Origin of the sequence: Streptomyces rimosus (assembly GCF_008704655.1) — a bacterium.
GTDB classification, from domain to species: Bacteria; Actinomycetota; Actinomycetes; order Streptomycetales; family Streptomycetaceae; genus Streptomyces; species Streptomyces rimosus.
In genome coordinates, this window is the sequence record NZ_CP023688.1 from 8,006,720 (window position 1) to 8,023,812 (window position 17,093).

At 72.3% G+C, this 17,093-nt stretch carries 12 protein-coding genes; 9 read left to right on the top strand and 3 right to left on the bottom strand.

Features of this window, described 5'->3' with window-relative positions; genetic code table 11:
• Positions 1 to 8: 8 nt before the first annotated feature.
• Positions 9 to 554 carry a TetR/AcrR family transcriptional regulator gene (locus CP984_RS35155; RefSeq protein WP_003982005.1) on the bottom strand — a complete coding sequence of 182 codons (546 nt, stop codon included), beginning with the start codon at positions 552 to 554 and terminating at the stop codon, positions 9 to 11.
• A 130-nt stretch (positions 555 to 684) separates the two neighbouring features.
• Here CP984_RS35155 and CP984_RS35160 point away from each other — a divergent pair, with 130 nt between their 5' ends.
• The 4 genes from CP984_RS35160 (at position 685) to CP984_RS35175 (ending at position 5,962) form a co-directional block, all read left to right on the top strand.
• A complete protein-coding gene (locus CP984_RS35160; RefSeq protein ID WP_003982006.1) occupies positions 685 to 1,098 on the top strand; it encodes a PPOX class F420-dependent oxidoreductase in 414 nt (137 codons plus the stop codon).
• A 207-nt stretch (positions 1,099 to 1,305) separates the two neighbouring features.
• Positions 1,306 to 2,157 (top strand): SAM-dependent methyltransferase, encoded by an 852-nt coding sequence (locus CP984_RS35165; RefSeq protein ID WP_003982007.1) that lies wholly within the window; start codon positions 1,306 to 1,308, stop codon positions 2,155 to 2,157.
• Positions 2,158 to 2,377: 220 nt separating this feature from the next.
• Positions 2,378 to 3,592, top strand: coding sequence for an acyl-CoA dehydrogenase family protein (locus CP984_RS35170; protein ID WP_003982008.1), 1,215 nt, complete (start codon positions 2,378 to 2,380; stop codon positions 3,590 to 3,592).
• A 126-nt stretch (positions 3,593 to 3,718) separates the two neighbouring features.
• Positions 3,719 to 5,962 carry a serine/threonine-protein kinase gene (locus CP984_RS35175; RefSeq protein ID WP_003982009.1) on the top strand — a complete coding sequence of 748 codons (2,244 nt, stop codon included), beginning with the start codon at positions 3,719 to 3,721 and terminating at the stop codon, positions 5,960 to 5,962.
• A gap of 42 nt (positions 5,963 to 6,004) precedes the next feature.
• Here the strand turns inward: CP984_RS35175 and CP984_RS35180 are convergent, their stop codons facing one another.
• Positions 6,005 to 7,318 carry a glycoside hydrolase family 27 protein gene (locus tag CP984_RS35180; protein ID WP_003982010.1) on the bottom strand — a complete coding sequence of 438 codons (1,314 nt, stop codon included), beginning with the start codon at positions 7,316 to 7,318 and terminating at the stop codon, positions 6,005 to 6,007.
• A 154-nt stretch (positions 7,319 to 7,472) separates the two neighbouring features.
• Between CP984_RS35180 and CP984_RS35185 the strand changes: the two genes are divergently transcribed.
• The 3 genes from CP984_RS35185 to CP984_RS35195 all read left to right on the top strand — a co-directional run bounded on the left by CP984_RS35185 (position 7,473) and on the right by CP984_RS35195 (position 11,843).
• Entirely contained in the window at positions 7,473 to 9,032 is a 1,560-nt protein-coding gene (locus CP984_RS35185; RefSeq protein WP_003982011.1) for a phytoene desaturase family protein, read from the top strand.
• Between the two features lie 125 nt (positions 9,033 to 9,157).
• On the top strand, positions 9,158 to 10,261 hold the full coding sequence (locus CP984_RS35190) for an NAD(P)H-dependent flavin oxidoreductase (RefSeq protein ID WP_003982012.1): 1,104 nt from the start codon (positions 9,158 to 9,160) through the stop codon (positions 10,259 to 10,261).
• Between the two features lie 16 nt (positions 10,262 to 10,277).
• Positions 10,278 to 11,843 carry an acyl-CoA synthetase gene (locus tag CP984_RS35195; protein WP_003982013.1) on the top strand — a complete coding sequence of 522 codons (1,566 nt, stop codon included), beginning with the start codon at positions 10,278 to 10,280 and terminating at the stop codon, positions 11,841 to 11,843.
• Positions 11,844 to 11,850: 7 nt separating this feature from the next.
• Here CP984_RS35195 and CP984_RS35200 read toward each other — a convergent pair whose 3' ends face one another.
• Positions 11,851 to 14,265, bottom strand: a complete 2,415-nt coding sequence (locus tag CP984_RS35200; RefSeq protein WP_003982014.1) for a penicillin acylase family protein — start codon at positions 14,263 to 14,265, stop codon at positions 11,851 to 11,853.
• A 213-nt stretch (positions 14,266 to 14,478) separates the two neighbouring features.
• Between CP984_RS35200 and CP984_RS35205 the strand changes: the two genes are divergently transcribed.
• Positions 14,479 to 16,080, top strand: coding sequence for an acyl-CoA synthetase (locus CP984_RS35205; protein ID WP_030181581.1), 1,602 nt, complete (start codon positions 14,479 to 14,481; stop codon positions 16,078 to 16,080).
• Positions 16,081 to 16,294: 214 nt separating this feature from the next.
• Positions 16,295 to 17,089 carry a VOC family protein gene (locus tag CP984_RS35210; RefSeq protein WP_003982015.1) on the top strand — a complete coding sequence of 265 codons (795 nt, stop codon included), beginning with the start codon at positions 16,295 to 16,297 and terminating at the stop codon, positions 17,087 to 17,089.
• Positions 17,090 to 17,093: the final 4 nt, after the last annotated feature.

Consider the following 17,093-nt stretch of genomic DNA (forward strand, 5'->3'; position numbering starts at 1 on the left):
CGGGCGCGCTACCTGGGCGCGGCCCCCACACCCTGGAACAGGGACTGGCTGACGAGATCGGCGCCCTGGGCCGGGGTGAGTTCCGGCATGTCGTGGGACGCGACGTTGGTCAGGTGGACGAGCATCGAGCGGGCCCACCCGTCCGGCAGCCCCGGGCGGACGAAGCCTTCGCGGGCAGCACGGGCCATGAATTCATCGAGGCGTTCGAGGAGGTGGCGAAGGCGCGCGGCGGCCGTCTCGTCGGTCGCCCGGCCGAGATCCACGGGCCACCGGCGGCTGACGGTGATGGTGCCTTCCACGTACCGGTGCAGCGCCACCGGAACCGGCGCCTCGGCCAACCGGGCCTGGGCGAACACCTCGTCGCAGGCGTCCAGTTTCGCCACGTACACCGCTGCCATCAGCGCCTCGCGGCTGTCGAACCGACGGTAGACGGTGCGCCGGTCGACGCCTGCCGCAGCGGCGATGGCCGCGATGCTCGTGCCCGGGTCCCGCGCCAGCAGACGCGCGCCGGTCTGCAGGACGGCGTCCAGATTGCGTGCCGCGTCAGCTCTCATCGTGAGCGGAGCATACGCGGAGCCGTGACCGAACGGCCAATGTTGCGCCCCAGAGCCATTGCGCTTGGTGCCTCAACTGTCACATAGTTGTGTCACTTCTTCTCTCGCTGCCTCATCCAGGAGCTGCCCCATGCGCACAGCCGAACTGTCGGAGAAGCTGCGCCATGTCCTCGATTCGCCGGTCTTCGTCACCGTCGCGACCCTCCGGCCCGACGGGAGTCCGCACCAGTCCGTCGTCTGGGTGGGCCGGGACGGCGGCGACCTGTTCTTCGTGACGGGTGTCGACAAGCTCAAGATCCGCAACCTGCGGCGCGATCCGCGGCTGAGCATCGCCGTCAACCCGCGGGACGAGCCGTACGCGTACGCCGTGATCAGCGGTACCGCGCGGTTCGAAGGCCCGGGAAGCCGCGACCGGATGGACGAACTGGCCGTCAAATACAGCGGCAAGCCGTACGCCGAACACCACCCGGAGTCGGCGGCGACCCTTCCCGATCTGGTCACCGTCCGTGTCACGCCCGAGAAGATCGCGTCCCGGTTCCTGTGAGCGCGGAAGTCCGGACGACGAAGGCCCTCGTTGTCACTGGCAGTACCGACGGTCTCGGTAATGCGTCGGCGAACGCGCCGACCGGTATTTCGGTGCCGTGCCGGAGTGCTGGTGTTATGACGATATGGGAAATGCGGAGTCGGGATAGCGGGGCCATGCGCGGAAAGGCTGAAAGAGCCAGAACGTGCCAGGCCGTAAGGAGCGCCGATGGCTCAGGCCGACTCAACGCCTCAGGAAGATGTCGACTACCTCCGGGCGTGGGCCGACAGCCGGCCCACCCTGAGCTGTGCTCTCTGGCAGGACACTGCCGACCTGGAGAAGGCGCAGGAACGCAAGCTCGAACGAATCGCTGAACTGGCCGGTGTGCGCCCGGGCATGGACGTCCTGGACGTGGGGTGCGGTTTCGGGGGCATGCTCGATCATCTTGTCCGGCACGGCGGGGCACGTTCCGCCCACGGCATCGATCCCGATGGATATCAGTGCCGTGAGATTCTACGGCGCGCGACGCCCGGAGTCAGTGTCGACTGTCTTCCCTACGCGGCATTCCGTCCGACTCGTCGGTTCGACGCGGTGGTGAGCATCAGCGCGCTCGAATACGTCACCGGCTCCGGGGTGCAGGGGCAGCGCGAAGAAGTCACTGCGCTGAGGGATTTCTTCCTGCGGGCGCACCAGTGGACGAAGCCGGACGCGGGGCTCGCTGTGGAAGTTGTCGTCATCGGCCCGAAAGGGCTGGACGCCGCGACACAACAGAAGGGAAGAGACATGCTGGAGGAGGCGACGCAACAGTCCTCCGGCAGGCCTCCCGCTCTGCCGAATATCCTCGCTGCCGCGCAGGGGCTCTGGGAATTGCTGTCGGTGCGGACCCACCGGCAGGACTGGGTACGGACGCTGGATGCGTGGCACTCGCGGGCGACCGGCGCCCGCGAGGCCATCAGTGCCCGCTGGGGAGCAAAAGCCTACGACGCGACAATTCACTACCTCGCCCTGGAACGCGAGACGTTCACCACCGGCCGACTCTCCGCGGCCCACCTCGCTTTCCGCCGTACCGGGGAGGAGTGACGCACCACTGACAGTCACTGATCAGCGTGCTGAGCCACACTTTGGCCGGCCTACTCGAAGCCGCCGCCCGCCCGGTCCGCGCCCTTCCCTATCAATGGAACACGTTCTACTGTGCCCCACGACCCTTGACCCGACGGCCCGTCAGAAACGCAGGCCGACCCCGCGCGCCGACCGCGGGTGCCACCCGGGCCGGTCGGGCGCCGTCGGACCAGGAGGGGCCGTGCACCTCGAATACACCCCGGAACAGCAGCGGCTGCGGGCCGAACTGCGGGAGTACTTCGCCGCGTTGGTCCCCGACGACGCGTACACGCGCTTCCGCGGCCCCGACGGGCCGCCGGACGGCGACGGCCCCACTGCCCAGAAGCGCTTCTACCGCGCCACCATCCGCCGGCTCGGCGCGGACGGCTGGCTGGGGGTGGGGTGGCCCGAGGAGTACGGCGGGCGGGGGATGACGCCGATGGAGCAGTTCATCTTCTTCGACGAGGCCGCGCAGGCGGGCGTGCCGCTGCCGCTGATGGCGCTGAACACCGTCGGGCCGACGCTCATGCGGTACGGCACCGACGAACAGAAGGCGTACTTCCTGCCGCGCATCCTCTCCGGGGAGATCGACTTCGCGATCGGGTACAGCGAACCCGACGCCGGTACGGACCTCGCGTCGCTGCGCACCAAGGCCGTACGCGACGGTGACGCCTACGTCGTCAACGGCCAGAAGATCTGGACCACCAACGGCGACACGGCCGACTGGGTCTGGCTCGCGGTACGGACCGCGCCGGTCCAGGACGGCGTGCCACCCCACAAGGGCATCAGCCTGCTGCTCGTACCGACCTCCGAGCCCGGCTACTCCTGCACCCGTATCAACACCCTCGCCTCGCACGACACCACCGCCAGCCACTACGAGAACATCCGCGTCCCGGTCACCCGCCGGGTCGGCGAGGAGAACCAGGGCTGGCGGATCATCACCAACCAGCTCAACCACGAACGGGTCACCCTGGCCGCCCACGGCACGATGGCGATCCGCGCCCTGCACGACGTCCAGCGCTGGGCCGCGGAGACGAAGCTGGCCGACGGCCGGCGCGTCATCGACCTCGGCTGGGTCCGCGGCCGGCTCGCCCGTACCCACACCCGCCTGGACGCCATGAAGCTGCTGAACTGGCAGATGGTGGACGCCCTCCAGCACGGCACGCTCACCCCGCAGGACGCCTCCGCCGTCAAGGTCTACGGCTCCGAGGCCCGCCGCGACGCCTACGCCTGGCTGATGGAGATCCTGTCCGCCGCCGGCCCCCTGAAGGACGGCTCGGCGGGCGCGGTCCTCCACGGCGACCTCGAACGCGGCTACCGCTCCGCGGTCATCTTCACGTTCGGTGGCGGCAACAACGAGATCCAGCGCGAGATCATCTCGTGGATCGGACTGGGGATGCCGCGGGTGCGGAGGTAGTGTCCGGCGCCCCAACCCCACCGCCCACCGCCCCCTCCAGCGCCCTACACCCCCCGCCCCTGCCCCGCCATACTGTTCGGGCGGGGCAGGGGCCGGGCGCGGTGGGGACGGGGGCGCGGGCGGGTGATGGCGGAGAGCGGGCTGGTGCAGGGGCGTTACCGGTTGCTCGACCTGATCGGGCGCGGCGGCATGGGCGAGGTGTGGCGGGCGCGCGACGAGTCCCTGGGGCGGCAGGTCGCCGTCAAGTGCCTCAAGCCGCTGGGGCCGCAGCACGATCCGTCGTTCATGCGGGTGCTGCGGGAGCGCTTCCGGCGGGAGGCGCGGGTGGCGGCGGCCCTTCAGCACCGCGGGATCACGGTCGTTCATGACTTCGGTGAGGACGACGGAATCCTGTTCCTGGTGATGGAACTGCTCGACGGGCGCAATCTCAGTCAGCTGCTGGAGGACAACCGGCACGACCCGCTGCCCCTGCCGGACTTCGCCGACATCGCCGAGCAGGTCGCGGCGGCCCTCGCGTACACCCACGAGCAGGCCGTCGTGCACCGCGACCTCAAGCCGGCGAACATCGTGCGGGTCGCCGACGGGACGGTGAAGATCTGCGACTTCGGGATCGCGCGGCTGGGGCACGACATCGGGTTCACCGCCCGGCTGACCGGCACCGGCATAGCGATGGGCACACCGCACTACATGTCACCCGAGCAGATCGGCGCCGGTACGGTCGATCACCGCAGCGATCTGTATTCGCTGGGGTGCGTGTTGTACGAACTGGTCACGGGGGCACCGCCGTTCGATCTCGATGACGCCTGGGCGGTGCTGGTCGGGCATCGCGACACGGCCCCGGAACCGCCGCGCGCCCGCCGCCCCGACCTGCCGGAGGCGTATGAGCGGATCGTGCTGGATCTGCTGGAGAAAGTGCCGGACGACCGGCCGCGGGACGCCGCCGAGCTGGTGAAACGACTTGTCTCGGCCCGGCGGTCGCAGGGGGCGCCGTACGGGGCCGAGGGCGGCCCCGCCGAGGCGGGCGGGCGGACGGCGACGCGGGTGGTGCGGTCCCTGCCGTCCTGGACGCAGGGAATGACCGTCGGGTCGCGGGCCGAGCCCCGTGCGCGGCGGGCGGGCGGCGCCGACCGGGCCGCCGGGCTCACCGGGGCGTGGACCAGCGGGCTGCCGCCGCTCAGCCGCGACACCCCGGCGCCGTACGTCTCCGAACGGCCCGCGCCGTCGCCCGAACATCTCGCCGCCCTCGCCGCCCGGCACAACGCCGGGCTCAGCCTCGGGCGGCTCGGCCGTTGGGCGGAGGCGGGGGAGGTGCACCGCGCGGTCGCCGCCGAGCGGGAGCACGCGCTCGGCCCCGACCACCCCGACACCCTCGCCAGCCGGTTCGAGGTGGCCTTCACCCTCGCCCGGTCCGGGCGGCCCGCCGACGCGCTGCGCGAGTACGAGCGGGTCGCCGCCGGGCGGGAACGCAGCCTGGGGCCCGATCACGTGGACACCCTGGCCGCGCGCCAGGAGACGGCGTACGCGCTGGGGCGGCTCGGGCGGCACTTCGAGGCGCACCAGGTGTATGTGTCCGTCCTCGCGGCCCGGGAGCGCACGACGGGCCCCGAGCACCCGGACACGCTGCGCTGCCGGCACAACCTCGCCTTCAACCTGAGCCGTCTCGGCCGGCTGGAGGACGCGTACCGGATGGCGCGGGACGTGGCGTCGGCGCGGGCCCGGGTGCTGGGGCCGCAGCATCCGGACACGTTGGTCACCCGGTATGAAGTCGCGTACCTGCTCGGGCAGTTGGGGCGGTGGGCGGAGGCGTTGCAGACGTACCGGGAGGTGGCCGGCGACCGTGCGCAGGCGCTCGGGCCCGGGCATCCCGACACCCTCGCCGCCCGGTACGAGGTCGGTATAAGCCTCGGGCGGCTCGGGCGCAGCAAGGAGGCGCTGGAGCTGTACCGGGATCTCGTCGGGGCCCGTACGGCCGCGCAGGGGCCCGCCGACCCGGAGACGCTGCGGGCCCGGCACGGCCTCGGCGTCAACCTCGGGCGCCTCGGACGCTGGGAGGAAGCGCTGGCCGAGGCCCGCTCGGTGGCCGCGCTCCGGGAACAGGTGCTGGGCACCGGCCACCTCGACACGCTCGTCAGCCGCCGGGAGATCGCCGTGGCCCTGGGCTGGCTGGGCCGCTGGCCCGACGCGCTGGCCGTCTACCGGCAGGTGGCCGCGGCCCGCGAACGGGTGCTGGGCGCCGATCATCCCGACACTCTGGCCAGCCGCAGCGACGAGGCCCAGTGCCTGGAGCAGCTCGGGCGCTCCGCCGAGGCGGTGGCGCTGTACCGGAGAGTCGCCGAACTACGGCAGCGGCGTACGCCGGGCCGGGGCTGAGGGCGGGCTGAACGTCCCTCGCGCACCCGGCCCGGCGTCCGCTCACCGCCGCGGGTGCACCCGGTAGAGCACCGTCGCGTGCGCCGGTACGCGTACCGAGATCTTGCCCGCGGTCCGGGTCGTGCGCCCGGTGTTCAGATCGCGCAGCTCGTACGCGCGGGCCTGCGGCAGGCCGGCCGCCTTCGCCGTGGTGGTGAGTGTCTGCGCCGAGTCGCCGGAGTTGAAGAGGGCGACCGCGTGGTCCCCGCCCTGCAGCGGCTTGGACAGCACGTCGTAGCCCGTACCTTGCTGGACGACGCGCCCCTGGACGCCCTTCGGGTCCTGGTCCACGGCGATGATGTCCCGGTTGCCGAGGACCTTGAGCGCGGCCGGGGAGATCTTCGTCAGGTCGGTGCTGGAGATCAGCGGGGCGGCCATCACGGCCCACAGCGACATCTGGCTCTGCATCTGCCGGGTGGACAGTCCGGAGTCGCCGGCGAGCAGGAAGTCCGGGTCGTTCCAGCGGCCCGGCCGCTGGAAGGGCGCCAGCTTGGCGTTGTACGCGTAGTTGTACTTGATCGAGGACCACTTCTTGGCGCCGCTGTGCTTCTCCACCGCGATGTCGCGGCCCTCCCGCCACAGGTTGCCGACCTGCGAGGACCAGCGGATCACCTGGTGCCAGACCTGGTCGCCGTCGTACTGGAAGTACGCGGGCGCCGAGACCGAGAAGACGATGTCGCGGCCGGTGTTGCGCAGGGCCCGGCTGACCGCCCGGTAGGCGTCGTGGTAGGTCCGCTCCTTCGTCTTGCCGGGGGCGGTGGACAGGTTGCACCCGTCCATCTTCAGGTAGTCGACCTTCCACTTGGCGAAGAGGTCGGCGTCCTGCTGGTAGTGGCCGAAGCTGCCGGGGTACTTCTCGCACGTCAGGTTGCCGACGTCCTCGTAGATGCCGAACTTCAGGCCCATCCGGTGCAGTTCGCGGCCCACGTACGCCATGCCGCGCGGGAACCTCGCCGGGTCCGGTACGAGGTTGCCCCGGGCGTCGCGCTGCTTGCTCATCCAGCAGTCGTCTACGGTGACCGTGTCGTAGCCCTTGGCCGCCAGGCCGGACTTCACCAGCGCCCGCGCGTTGCCGAGGATCACCTTCTCGTTGATGTCGCACATGTAGTACGACCAGTTGTTCCAGCCCATCGGGGGTTTCGGGGCGAGGTTCGGGTAGGCGGCCGCGGCGCGTGCGCCGTCCTCGCCTGCCGTGGCGGGGAGGGCGGCGGCCGGGAACGCGGCGGTCGCGGAGAGGGCGCCCGCCGCGCACAGGGCGGCGGTGCTCAGACCGATCAGGGTGCGTCTCGGGGGACGCGGGGCCGACGAACTGTGCACGGGGCACCTCGTGGGGGGAGAGAACGGGCCGATACAACGCATCGTCGGACCGTAGGAACGTACGAGCAAGGGAGCAAGCAGCCGCGCCCGCCGGTTCCCGGATTTCAGCCGTCCGTACCTGGCGGCGGTGATCACCGCATGCTACGAAAGGGCCATGCCCGAACGGACTTCCTATGACGTGGTCGTTGCCGGCGGCGGGCACAACGGCCTGGTGGCCGCCGCCTATCTCGCGCGCGCGGGGCGCAGTGTGCTGGTACTGGAGCGGCTGGACCACACCGGCGGCGCCGCGGTCTCCACGCGGGCATTCCCCGGCGTGGACGCGCGGCTGTCCCGCTACTCCTACCTCGTCAGCCTGCTGCCGCCGAAGATCGTGCGGGATCTCGGCCTGCGCTTCGCGGTCCGCAAGCGCTCGGTGTCCTCGTACACCCCGGCCGTGCGCGGCGGTTGTCCCACGGGCCTGTTCGTCGGCTCCGACGAGGGCGCCACCCGCGCCTCGTTCGCCCGGCTCACCGGCTCGGACCGGGAGTTCGCGGCCTGGCAGCGCTTCTACGGGATGACGCGCCGGGTCGCGGAGCGGGTCTTCCCCACGCTCACCGAACCGCTGCCGACACGGGCCGCGCTGCGCGCCCGTATCGATGACGCGGCGGCCTGGGAGGCGCTGTTCGAGCGGCCGCTCGGGGAGAGCGTCGAGGCCGCGTTCGCCGACGACCTGGTGCGCGGCGTGGTGCTCACGGACGGACTGATCGGCACGTTCGCGCACGCCCACGACCCGTCGCTGGCGCAGAACCGGTGCTTCCTCTACCACGTCGTCGGCGGCGGCACCGGCGACTGGGACGTGCCGGTCGGCGGCATGGGCGCGCTGACCGACGCGCTGGCCGCCGCCGCCCGCGCGGCAGGCGCCGAGATCGTCACCGGCTGCCCGGTGACCGGGATCGCCACCGACGGCAGCGCGGCCGAGGTGACCTGCGCCGAGGGTACGGTCGGCGCGCGCCAGGTACTGGTCAACGCCGCCCCGCACACCCTCGCCGGGCTCCTCGGCGAGCGGCCGCCGGAACCCGCCGAGGGCGCCCAGCTCAAGGTCAACATGCTGCTGAAGCGGCTGCCCCGGCTGCGCGACCCGGACATCGATCCGCGCCTCGCCTTTTCCGGAACCTTCCATGTCGCCGAGGGCTACGGCCAGTTGGAGACCGCCTACCGGCAGGCTGCGGCGGGCGAGGTGCCCGCCGTACCGCCCTCGGAGATCTACTGCCACTCCCTCACGGACCCCTCCATCCTCGGCACCGACCTGGTCCGGCAGGGCTACCAGACGCTCACCCTCTTCGGCCTGCACACCCCGGCCCGCCTCTTCACGGGCGACCACGACGCCACCCGCGAGCGCCTGCTCGCGGCGACCCTCGCCCAGCTGGACGCCGTCCTGGCCGAACCGCTCACCGACTGCCTGGCCACCGACGCGGACGGCCGCCCGTGCATCGAGGCCAGGAGCCCACTCGACCTGGAACGCGACCTCGGACTGCCGGGCGGGCACATCTTCCACCGGGACCTGGCGTTCCCGTACGGCACCGAGGAGGCCGACGAGGACGATGCGGCGGCCAGGTGGGGCGTGGGGACCGGGCACGCCAATGTGCTGCTGTGCGGTGCGGGCGCGGTCCGGGGCGGCGGGGTGAGCGGAATTCCCGGGCACAACGCGGCCATGGCGGTGCTGGAGCGGGGGTGACCGGCCGGCGGCCACTTCCGTACACGGCCGTACGCACCAGGCGGCCCCGCCGTCCCCGGCGCATTCGCTGACGCGGCATCAGAAAATCTCTTCCCTCGTACGGCGCCCTGCGGCATCCTGCGCCCATGCAGACGGAGCTGAGCAACCGGCTGGGAGTCGAGCACGCCGTCTTCGGGTTCACCCCGTTCCCCGCGGTCGCCGCCGCGATCAGCCGGGCCGGCGGCTTCGGCGTGCTCGGCGCGGTCCGCTACGCGGCGGCCGACGAACTGGCCCGCGACCTGGAATGGATCGACCGGCACACCGACGGCGCGCCGTACGGGCTGGACGTGGTGATGCCCGCCAAGAAGGTCGAAGGCGTCACGGAGGCCGACATCGAGGCGATGATCCCGGAAGGGCACCGCCGGTTCGTCGCCGAGACCCTCGCCGCGCACCGGGTCCCCGAACTGCCGCCCGGCGAGGCGTCCGGCTGGCGCATCACGGGCTGGCTGGAGCAGGTCGCCCGCGCGCAGCTCGACGTGGCCTTCGACTTCCCGGTCAGACTGCTGGCCAACGCGCTCGGCTCACCGCCCGCCGACGTCGTCGAGCGCGCCCACGCGCACGGCATCCTCGTCGCCGCGCTCGCGGGCAGCCCCCGGCACGCCCGGCACCACAAGGACGCCGGGATCGACATCGTCGTCGCGCAGGGGTACGAGGCCGGCGGCCACACCGGGGAGATCGCCACCATGGTGCTCACCCCCGAGGTCGTCCGCGCCGTGGACCCGCTGCCGGTCCTCGCGGCCGGCGGCATCGGCACCGGCGAACAGATCGCCGCCGGGCTGGCCCTGGGCGCCCAGGGTGTCTGGCTCGGCTCCGTCTGGCTGACCACCGAGGAGGCCGGTCTGCACTCCAGGCGCCTGACCGAGAAGCTGCTCGCGGCGGGCCCCGGCGACACCGTCCGCTCCCGCGCGCTGACCGGCAAGCCCGCCCGCCAGCTCCGTACGGCCTGGACGGACGCCTGGGACGACCCGTCGGGGCCCGACCCGCTGCCCATGCCGCTGCAAGGGCTGCTGGTCGCCGAGGCCGTCTCCCGTATCCAGAAGTACGAGGTCGAGCCGCTGCTCGGCACGCCGGTCGGCCAGATCGTCGGGCAGATGAACGCGGAACGCAGTGTGCGGGCGGTCTTCGACGACCTCACCCGCGGCTTCGAGCGGGCCGTCGACCGCATCAACCGCATCGCCGGACGCGGCTGAGCCGAGGAGGACACACATGTCGGCATCCATGGCGTCACCATCCCCGAACGGCTTCTGGGCCCAGGCCGCGGCCGATCCGGGACGTACGGTCCTGATCGCCCCGGACGGCGAGGAGTGGACCGCGGCCCGGCTGCACGCCGCCTGCAACCGCCTGGTGCACGGGCTGCGCGCGGCCGGACTGGAGCGCGGCGACGCCTTCGCGGTGGTGCTGCCCAACGGCGTCGAGTTCTTCACCGCCCACCTCGCCGCCACCCAGGCGGGCCTGTACCTCGTACCGGTCAACCACCACCTCGTCGGCCCGGAGATCGCCTGGATCGTCGCCGACTCGGGGGCGAAGGCGCTCATCGCGCACGAACGGTTCGGCGACGCCGCCCGCGCCGCCGCCGACGAGGCGGGGCTGCCGCCGGAACAGCGGTACGCCGTCGGCACGGTGACCGGCTTCCGGCCGTACGCGGCGCTCCTCGAAGGACAGCCGGAAACGCCGCCGGAGGACCGCACCCTCGGCTGGGTCATGAACTACACCTCCGGCACCACCGGACGCCCCCGCGGCATCCGCCGCCCCCTGTCCGGCCGCCCGCCCGAGGAGTCCCACCTCGGCGGCTTCCTCGGCATCTTCGGCATCCGGCCGTTCGACGCCAACGTGCATCTGGTGTGCTCGCCGCTCTACCACACGGCCGTGCTCCAGTTCGCGGGCGCTTCCCTGCACATGGGGCACCGGGTCGTCCTGATGGACAAGTGGACGCCCGAGGAGATGCTGCGGCTGATCGACACGTACCGCTGCACCCATACGCACATGGTGCCCACCCAGTTCCACCGGCTGCTCGCCCTCCCGGAGGAGGTACGGGCACGCTACGACGTGACCTCGATGCGGCACGCCATCCACGGCGCCGCGCCCTGCCCCGACCACGTCAAGCGGGCGATGATCGACTGGTGGGGGAGCTGCGTGGAGGAGTACTACGCGGCGAGCGAGGGCGGCGGCGCGTTCGCCACCGCCGAGGACTGGCTCAAGAAGCCCGGTACGGTCGGCCGGGCCTGGCCGATCAGCGAACTGGCGGTCTTCGACGACGACGGCAACCGGCTGCCGCCCGGCGAACTGGGCACCGTCTACATGAAGATGACCACCGGCGGCTTCAGCTACCACAAGGACGCGGACAAGACCCGCAGGAACCGCATCGGGGACTTCTTCACCGTCGGCGACCTCGGATACCTGGACGCGGACGGGTATCTCTTCCTCCGCGACCGCAAGATCGACATGATCATCTCGGGCGGGGTCAACATCTACCCCGCCGAGATCGAGTCCGTCCTGCTCTCCCACCCCGCCGTCGCCGACGCGGCCGCCTTCGGCATCCCGCACGACGACTGGGGCGAGCAGGTCAAGGCCGTCGTCGAGCCCGCCGACGGCTACCCGGCGGGCCCGGCCCTCGCCGACGAGCTCCTGGAGCACTGCGCCCGGCGGCTGGCGGGCTACAAGCGCCCCAGGTCCGTCGACTTCACCGCGGCCATGCCGCGCGACCCCAACGGCAAGCTCTACAAGCGGCGGCTCCGCGACCCGTACTGGGCGGGCCGGGAGCGCGCCGTGTGAGGTCTACCTACCGCTCGCGTACGTGCTCCACCCGCAGCTGCGGCGAGGCGAGCACATCGCGCTCGCAGAAGCGGGACCGGATCATCCGGCCCGCCGAGTACAGCTCGGTCTGGTCGCTGTAGTGCGGCGAGCGCGGGTTGGAGGACTGCGAGTACGTCAGCAGCGTACGGGCGTTCACCGGGCAGCCGTCGTCCGCGAAGCTCACCGCCTGGATGTAGCTGGAGCCGTGCCGCACCTCCGTGTAGCCACCGCTCGCCGGGTTCCACCGGCCCACGGTCATGTTCCAGACGCCCAGCCCGTCCACGCCCCCGCTGACCGGGATGCGCTTGCCGTTGCGTATGACGAACTGGTGCTCGCCGAGCGGCGCGGCGAGCGGGATGCGCGCGGCGCGCAGCTCGGACACGGCGTCGGCGAGCGCGGTCGCGAGGCCAGGGACGGCGGTGTTCAGGGCGCGCGGGGTCCGCACCGGATCATTCGGGTCGAAAGGCGTCTTCCAAAGATCGGTCTGCGGCACCGTGGCGGTCAGCCGGCGCCAGAACCGGTCGAAGAGGAGTGCGCCCTTGCTGTCCGTCCGTACCGTACGGTTCCAGGCGGCGATCACCCGGCACGCCTCCGAGACGTCCATGGCCTTGCCGTCGCTCCCGGTCGCCGTACCGCCGGGGAGCGCGGCGCAGGCCCGCGCGGTGTCGGCGGCGGCCAGGTCACCGGCGGGCACCCGGTTGGTGAACTGCTGGCGCTGGAGATCGGCCGGGGTCAGATCGCCCCGGTCCGCCAGGGCGGACACGTCCTCGACGGCGCCGCGCGTCCGCAGGGAGCGCGGGGTGCCGATGTCGCCGAGAACGCGCGGGTAGCCCGTCAGCGGCCGGTCCGCGTTGGCCAGCCAGGCGCTGTCGTTGGAATTCTCCGCATACGGGGCGTCCGTGAGCGTGGGCATCGCGGACGGGCCGAAGATGCCCGGCTGCACGGCGTCCCGGTCGCGGCCCGGCGCGCAGCCGGAGCGCGCGCCGTCCAGTACGGCCAGGCCGGGCGCCGGGTACAGCAGCCGCCCCAGGCCCGTGGAACAGCGCTCCACGAGGTCGTCGGTGATGCGCGGCACCACCTGCGACTGGGTGTAGAGGGTGCGGCCGGCCGAGTCGGCGGCGACGGTGTTCACCCAGGGCAGGCCCTGCGTCCGGCGCAGCACCCGCCGGACGTCCGCCACGTTCCGGGCCTTGCCCAGGCCCAGGAAGGTGTCGGACATCCGCAGCTGCGCCGCGTTGGGGTCACCCAGCGCGTACGCCGTACGGCTCGTCCACGCCAGGTCGAGGCCGCCGTACTCGGTGACGACCGGGCCGTAGCGCGTCCACCACTGCGTACGGACCACATCCGGACCGTCCTTGACCGGCACCGTCACGGTCCGGCGCGTCATCCGCTCCGGCTTGCCGTCCACCAGGTACGCGGTCGGGTCCGCCGGGTCCAGGGTGAGCTGGTGGAAGTTCATGGGCACACCGGTGGAGACCGTGTGGCTCCAGGCGATGCGGGCGTTGTGGCCGATGTTGGGGGTGGGGGAGCCGAGGATCAGTCCGCCCGCGACGTCGAGTTCGCCGGGGATGGTCACCTGCGCCTGCCAGAAGCGGCGGCCGCCGGACCACGGGTAGTGCGGATTGCCCAGGAGCAGGCCGCGGCCGTTGGCGGTGGTGTCACCGCGGAAGGCGACGGCGTTGGAGCCCAGGCCCCCGTCGTCGCGTGCGAGGTGGGAGCGGACGGACGCCACGGACTTCCGCGGGCTCTGCGGCGCGGTGGGGGCGGGTGGGGCGCCGGCCGTGGGCGGGTGGGCCGCGACGAGGCTGTCCACCACATCGGCCTGCCCCGCGGTGATCACGAGGGCGTACGCGTTGGCCGCCACGTCGAGCGCGGTGACCGGCTTGACCCACTCCTTGCCCGCACAGGCCGGATCGGTGATCTTCCGCTGCGCCAGCCAGGCGTTGTACCCGGCCGCCCAGCCGCGCATCAGCTCCTTCACCTCGTCACCCGGCCCGGCCGGAGCGGGCTGCCGCAGCAGCTTCTCGACGGTGCGGGTCTGGCGTATGCCCTTGAAGAAGAGGTCACTGGCGAGGTTGGTGCTCGCGGAGGAGTGGGTGCCGTCGGGATGTCCCGCGGCGCCGAAGTACCGGGAGCGTTCGCCGCGCAGGGTGACGAAGCCGTCGGCGAGCGTGCAGACCTGATCGGCGGCCTGCGCCCAGCCCACGCCGAAACCCAGGTCGGGGTAGTCGTCGGCGATTATGTGGGGAATGCCGTACTCGGTGTAGCGGATGTCGGCCGAGAGTCCGCCGCCCGACGGGCGGGACGCCTTGGCCGCGGCCGCGTCCGGGGCGGGCGACAGCCCCGCCGCGGTCAGCAGCACCATCCCGGCCGCGGCGAGCTTTCTGAAACGGTCGCGCATATCGGGTGATCCTCCTTGCAGTCCTGAAGGTGCGGTACACGAACACGTGCCAACTCGCGGGGACGGGGAGGAGGTTGAGCGGTGAGCGGAAGGCTGAGCATAACCGTGACCGGTCGCGACGGGTCCGGCGCCGCGGTCTTTGGCGCGAACGCCCCGTGCGCCCGGCCGCCCCGCTCTCTTGACCGGGCCCGGGGCCGGGCACAGGATCACGCCATGACGGGAGCCACGGCGGGAGTACGGACGAACACGGTCGACGGGGTCCTGCGGCGCAGCGCGCACCGGACGCCCGACCGCACGGCGGTGCGCTACGGCGACCGGTCCTGGACCTACCGCGAACTGGACGACGCGGTGACGGCCGCCATGTGCGCCCTGCTGGTGAACGGGGCGGAGCCAGGGGACCGGGTCGCCGCGTACGGCCACAATTCCGACGCGTACGTGATCGGCTTCCTGGCCTGCGCCCGCGCCGGGCTGGTGCACGTACCCGTCAACCACCACCTCACCGGCGACGGACTGCGCTACATCATCGAGCAGTCGGGCAGCACCCTCGTCCTCACCGACCCGGCGCTGGAGCACCGGCTGCCGCCCGGGGTCCGGACGATGCCGCTGCGGGACGCGGCGGGATCGCTGGTGGAGCGGGCGGAGGAAGGGCGGGGGGTGAAATCGGCGGTCCTCCGGACAGGTGATGAGGGTGGGTCGGGGGAGGCGCACGAAGCCGGTGACCCGGATGGCGCGTACGGCTCGGGCTCCGACGACCTGGTGCAGCTCCTCTACACCTCCGGCACGACCGGGCTGCCCAAGGGCGCGATGATGACGCACGGCGCGCTGGTCCACGCGTACACCTCGGCCATCGTCGCCCTCGACCTGAAGGCGACCGACCGGCCCGTACACAGCCTGCCGCTCTACCACTCGGCGCAACTGCACGTGTTCCTGATGCCCTACCTCGCCGTGGGCGCCGAGAACGTCATCCTCGACGCGCCCGACCCGGACCGGGTCTTCGACCTGGTCGAAGCGGGGCGGGCGGACAGCCTGTTCGCGCCGCCCACCGTGTGGATCGCCCTCTCCCGGCACCCCGGCTTCGCCACCCGCGACCTCCGCGGCCTCCGCAAGGCGTACTACGGCGCGTCCATCATGCCGGTGCCCGTCCTGGAACGGCTGCGCGCCCGGTTGCCCGGCCTCGCCTTCTACAACTGCTTCGGACAGAGCGAGATCGGGCCGCTGGCCACCGTCCTGGGGCCGGACGAACACGAGGAGCGGATGGACTCGTGCGGCCGGCCGGTGCTGTTCGTGGAGGCGCGGGTGGTGGACCCGGGAGGCACGGAGGTGCCCGACGGCGAGCGCGGGGAGATCGTCTACCGCTCGCCCCAACTGTGCACGGGCTACTGGGACAAGCCGGACGAGACCGCGGCGGCGTTCCGGGACGGCTGGTTCCGCTCCGGGGACCTGGCCGTGCGCGACGCGGCGGGCTACTTCACCATCGTCGACCGCGTCAAGGACGTCATCAACTCGGGCGGTGTGCTGGTGGCCCCGCGACAGGTGGAGGACGCGCTGTACGCACATCCGGGGGTCGCGGAGGTGGCGGTGATCGGCCTGCCGGACGAGCGCTGGATCGAGGCGGTGACGGCCGTCGTCGTACCGCGCGCGGGCACGGCGGCGCCGGACGAGGCGGAGCTGATCGCGGCGGTGCGGGAGCGGCTGGCCGGGTTCCAGGTGCCCAAGCGGGTGCTGTTCGCCGAGGCGTTGCCGCGCAATGCCAGCGGCAAGATCCTCAAGCGGGAACTCCGGGAACGGTACGGGTCCGAGTCCGGCCGGGAGTGAAGGCCCGCCAGGCCCGCCCGCCGGCGTTCGCGGGGCCGTCCCGGCCTGCGCCGAGGGCGATTGTCAGACCCCCCTGCCATGCTGGGAAGTGCCGGGGGAGAAGCATTGAGCGGTACCGCATCCTCCCTGGTGACGAGGGCGTACGTGCTCGCTCGGCGGCCGCCCGCGTCGTGCGATGACGAGCAGCGACGACAGGACGCCGAAGGAGATCAACATGCTCACCACCCAGTACGTCCCGGGCGCACCGAACTGGCTCGACCTCGGCGCACCGGACATGGAAGCGGCCGCCGCGTTCTACGGCGCCGTCTTCGGCTGGACCTTCCGCTCGGCCGGGCCGGACGCCGGCGGGTACGGCTTCTTCCAGCTCGACGGGAAGACCGTGGCCGGGGCCGGACCGCTGACCGAGGAGGGCGCCCGGTCGGCCTGGACGGTCCACTTCCACACACCGGACGTGGACGCCCTGGCCAAGTCCGTCGAGCAGGCCGGCGGCACGGTCCGCTTCGGCCCGTGCGACGTCTTCACCGCCGGCCGGCTGGCCGGGTTCACGGACCCGGCGGGCGCCGAGTTCGCCGCCTGGCAGCCCGGCGACAACCCGGGCATGGAGGTGGCCGGCGCGACGCACGCACTGTGCTGGACCGAGCTGTACACCACCGACGCGGCCGCCGCGAAGGCGTTCTACCGCTCGGTCTTCTCGTGGGAGACGGTCGACAGGCAGATGGGCGGAGAGGTGGTCTACACGATCGCCTCGCCCGCCGGCACCGACCCGGACGGCGACGCCGGCCACGCCGGCATCATGCAGATGGCACCGGAGAACGTCGCCGGCGGCTCCACGCCGGAATGGCATCCGTACTTCGCCGTCGAGGACTGCGACGCGACGGTTGCCAAGTCCACGGAACGCGGCGCGATAGCCATCCACCCGCCCGTGGACGCCGAGGGCGTCGGCAGGCTGGCCATGCTGCGGGACCCGTTCGGGGCGGTGTTCGCGGTGATCACGCCGAGTGTGGGGTGAGGCG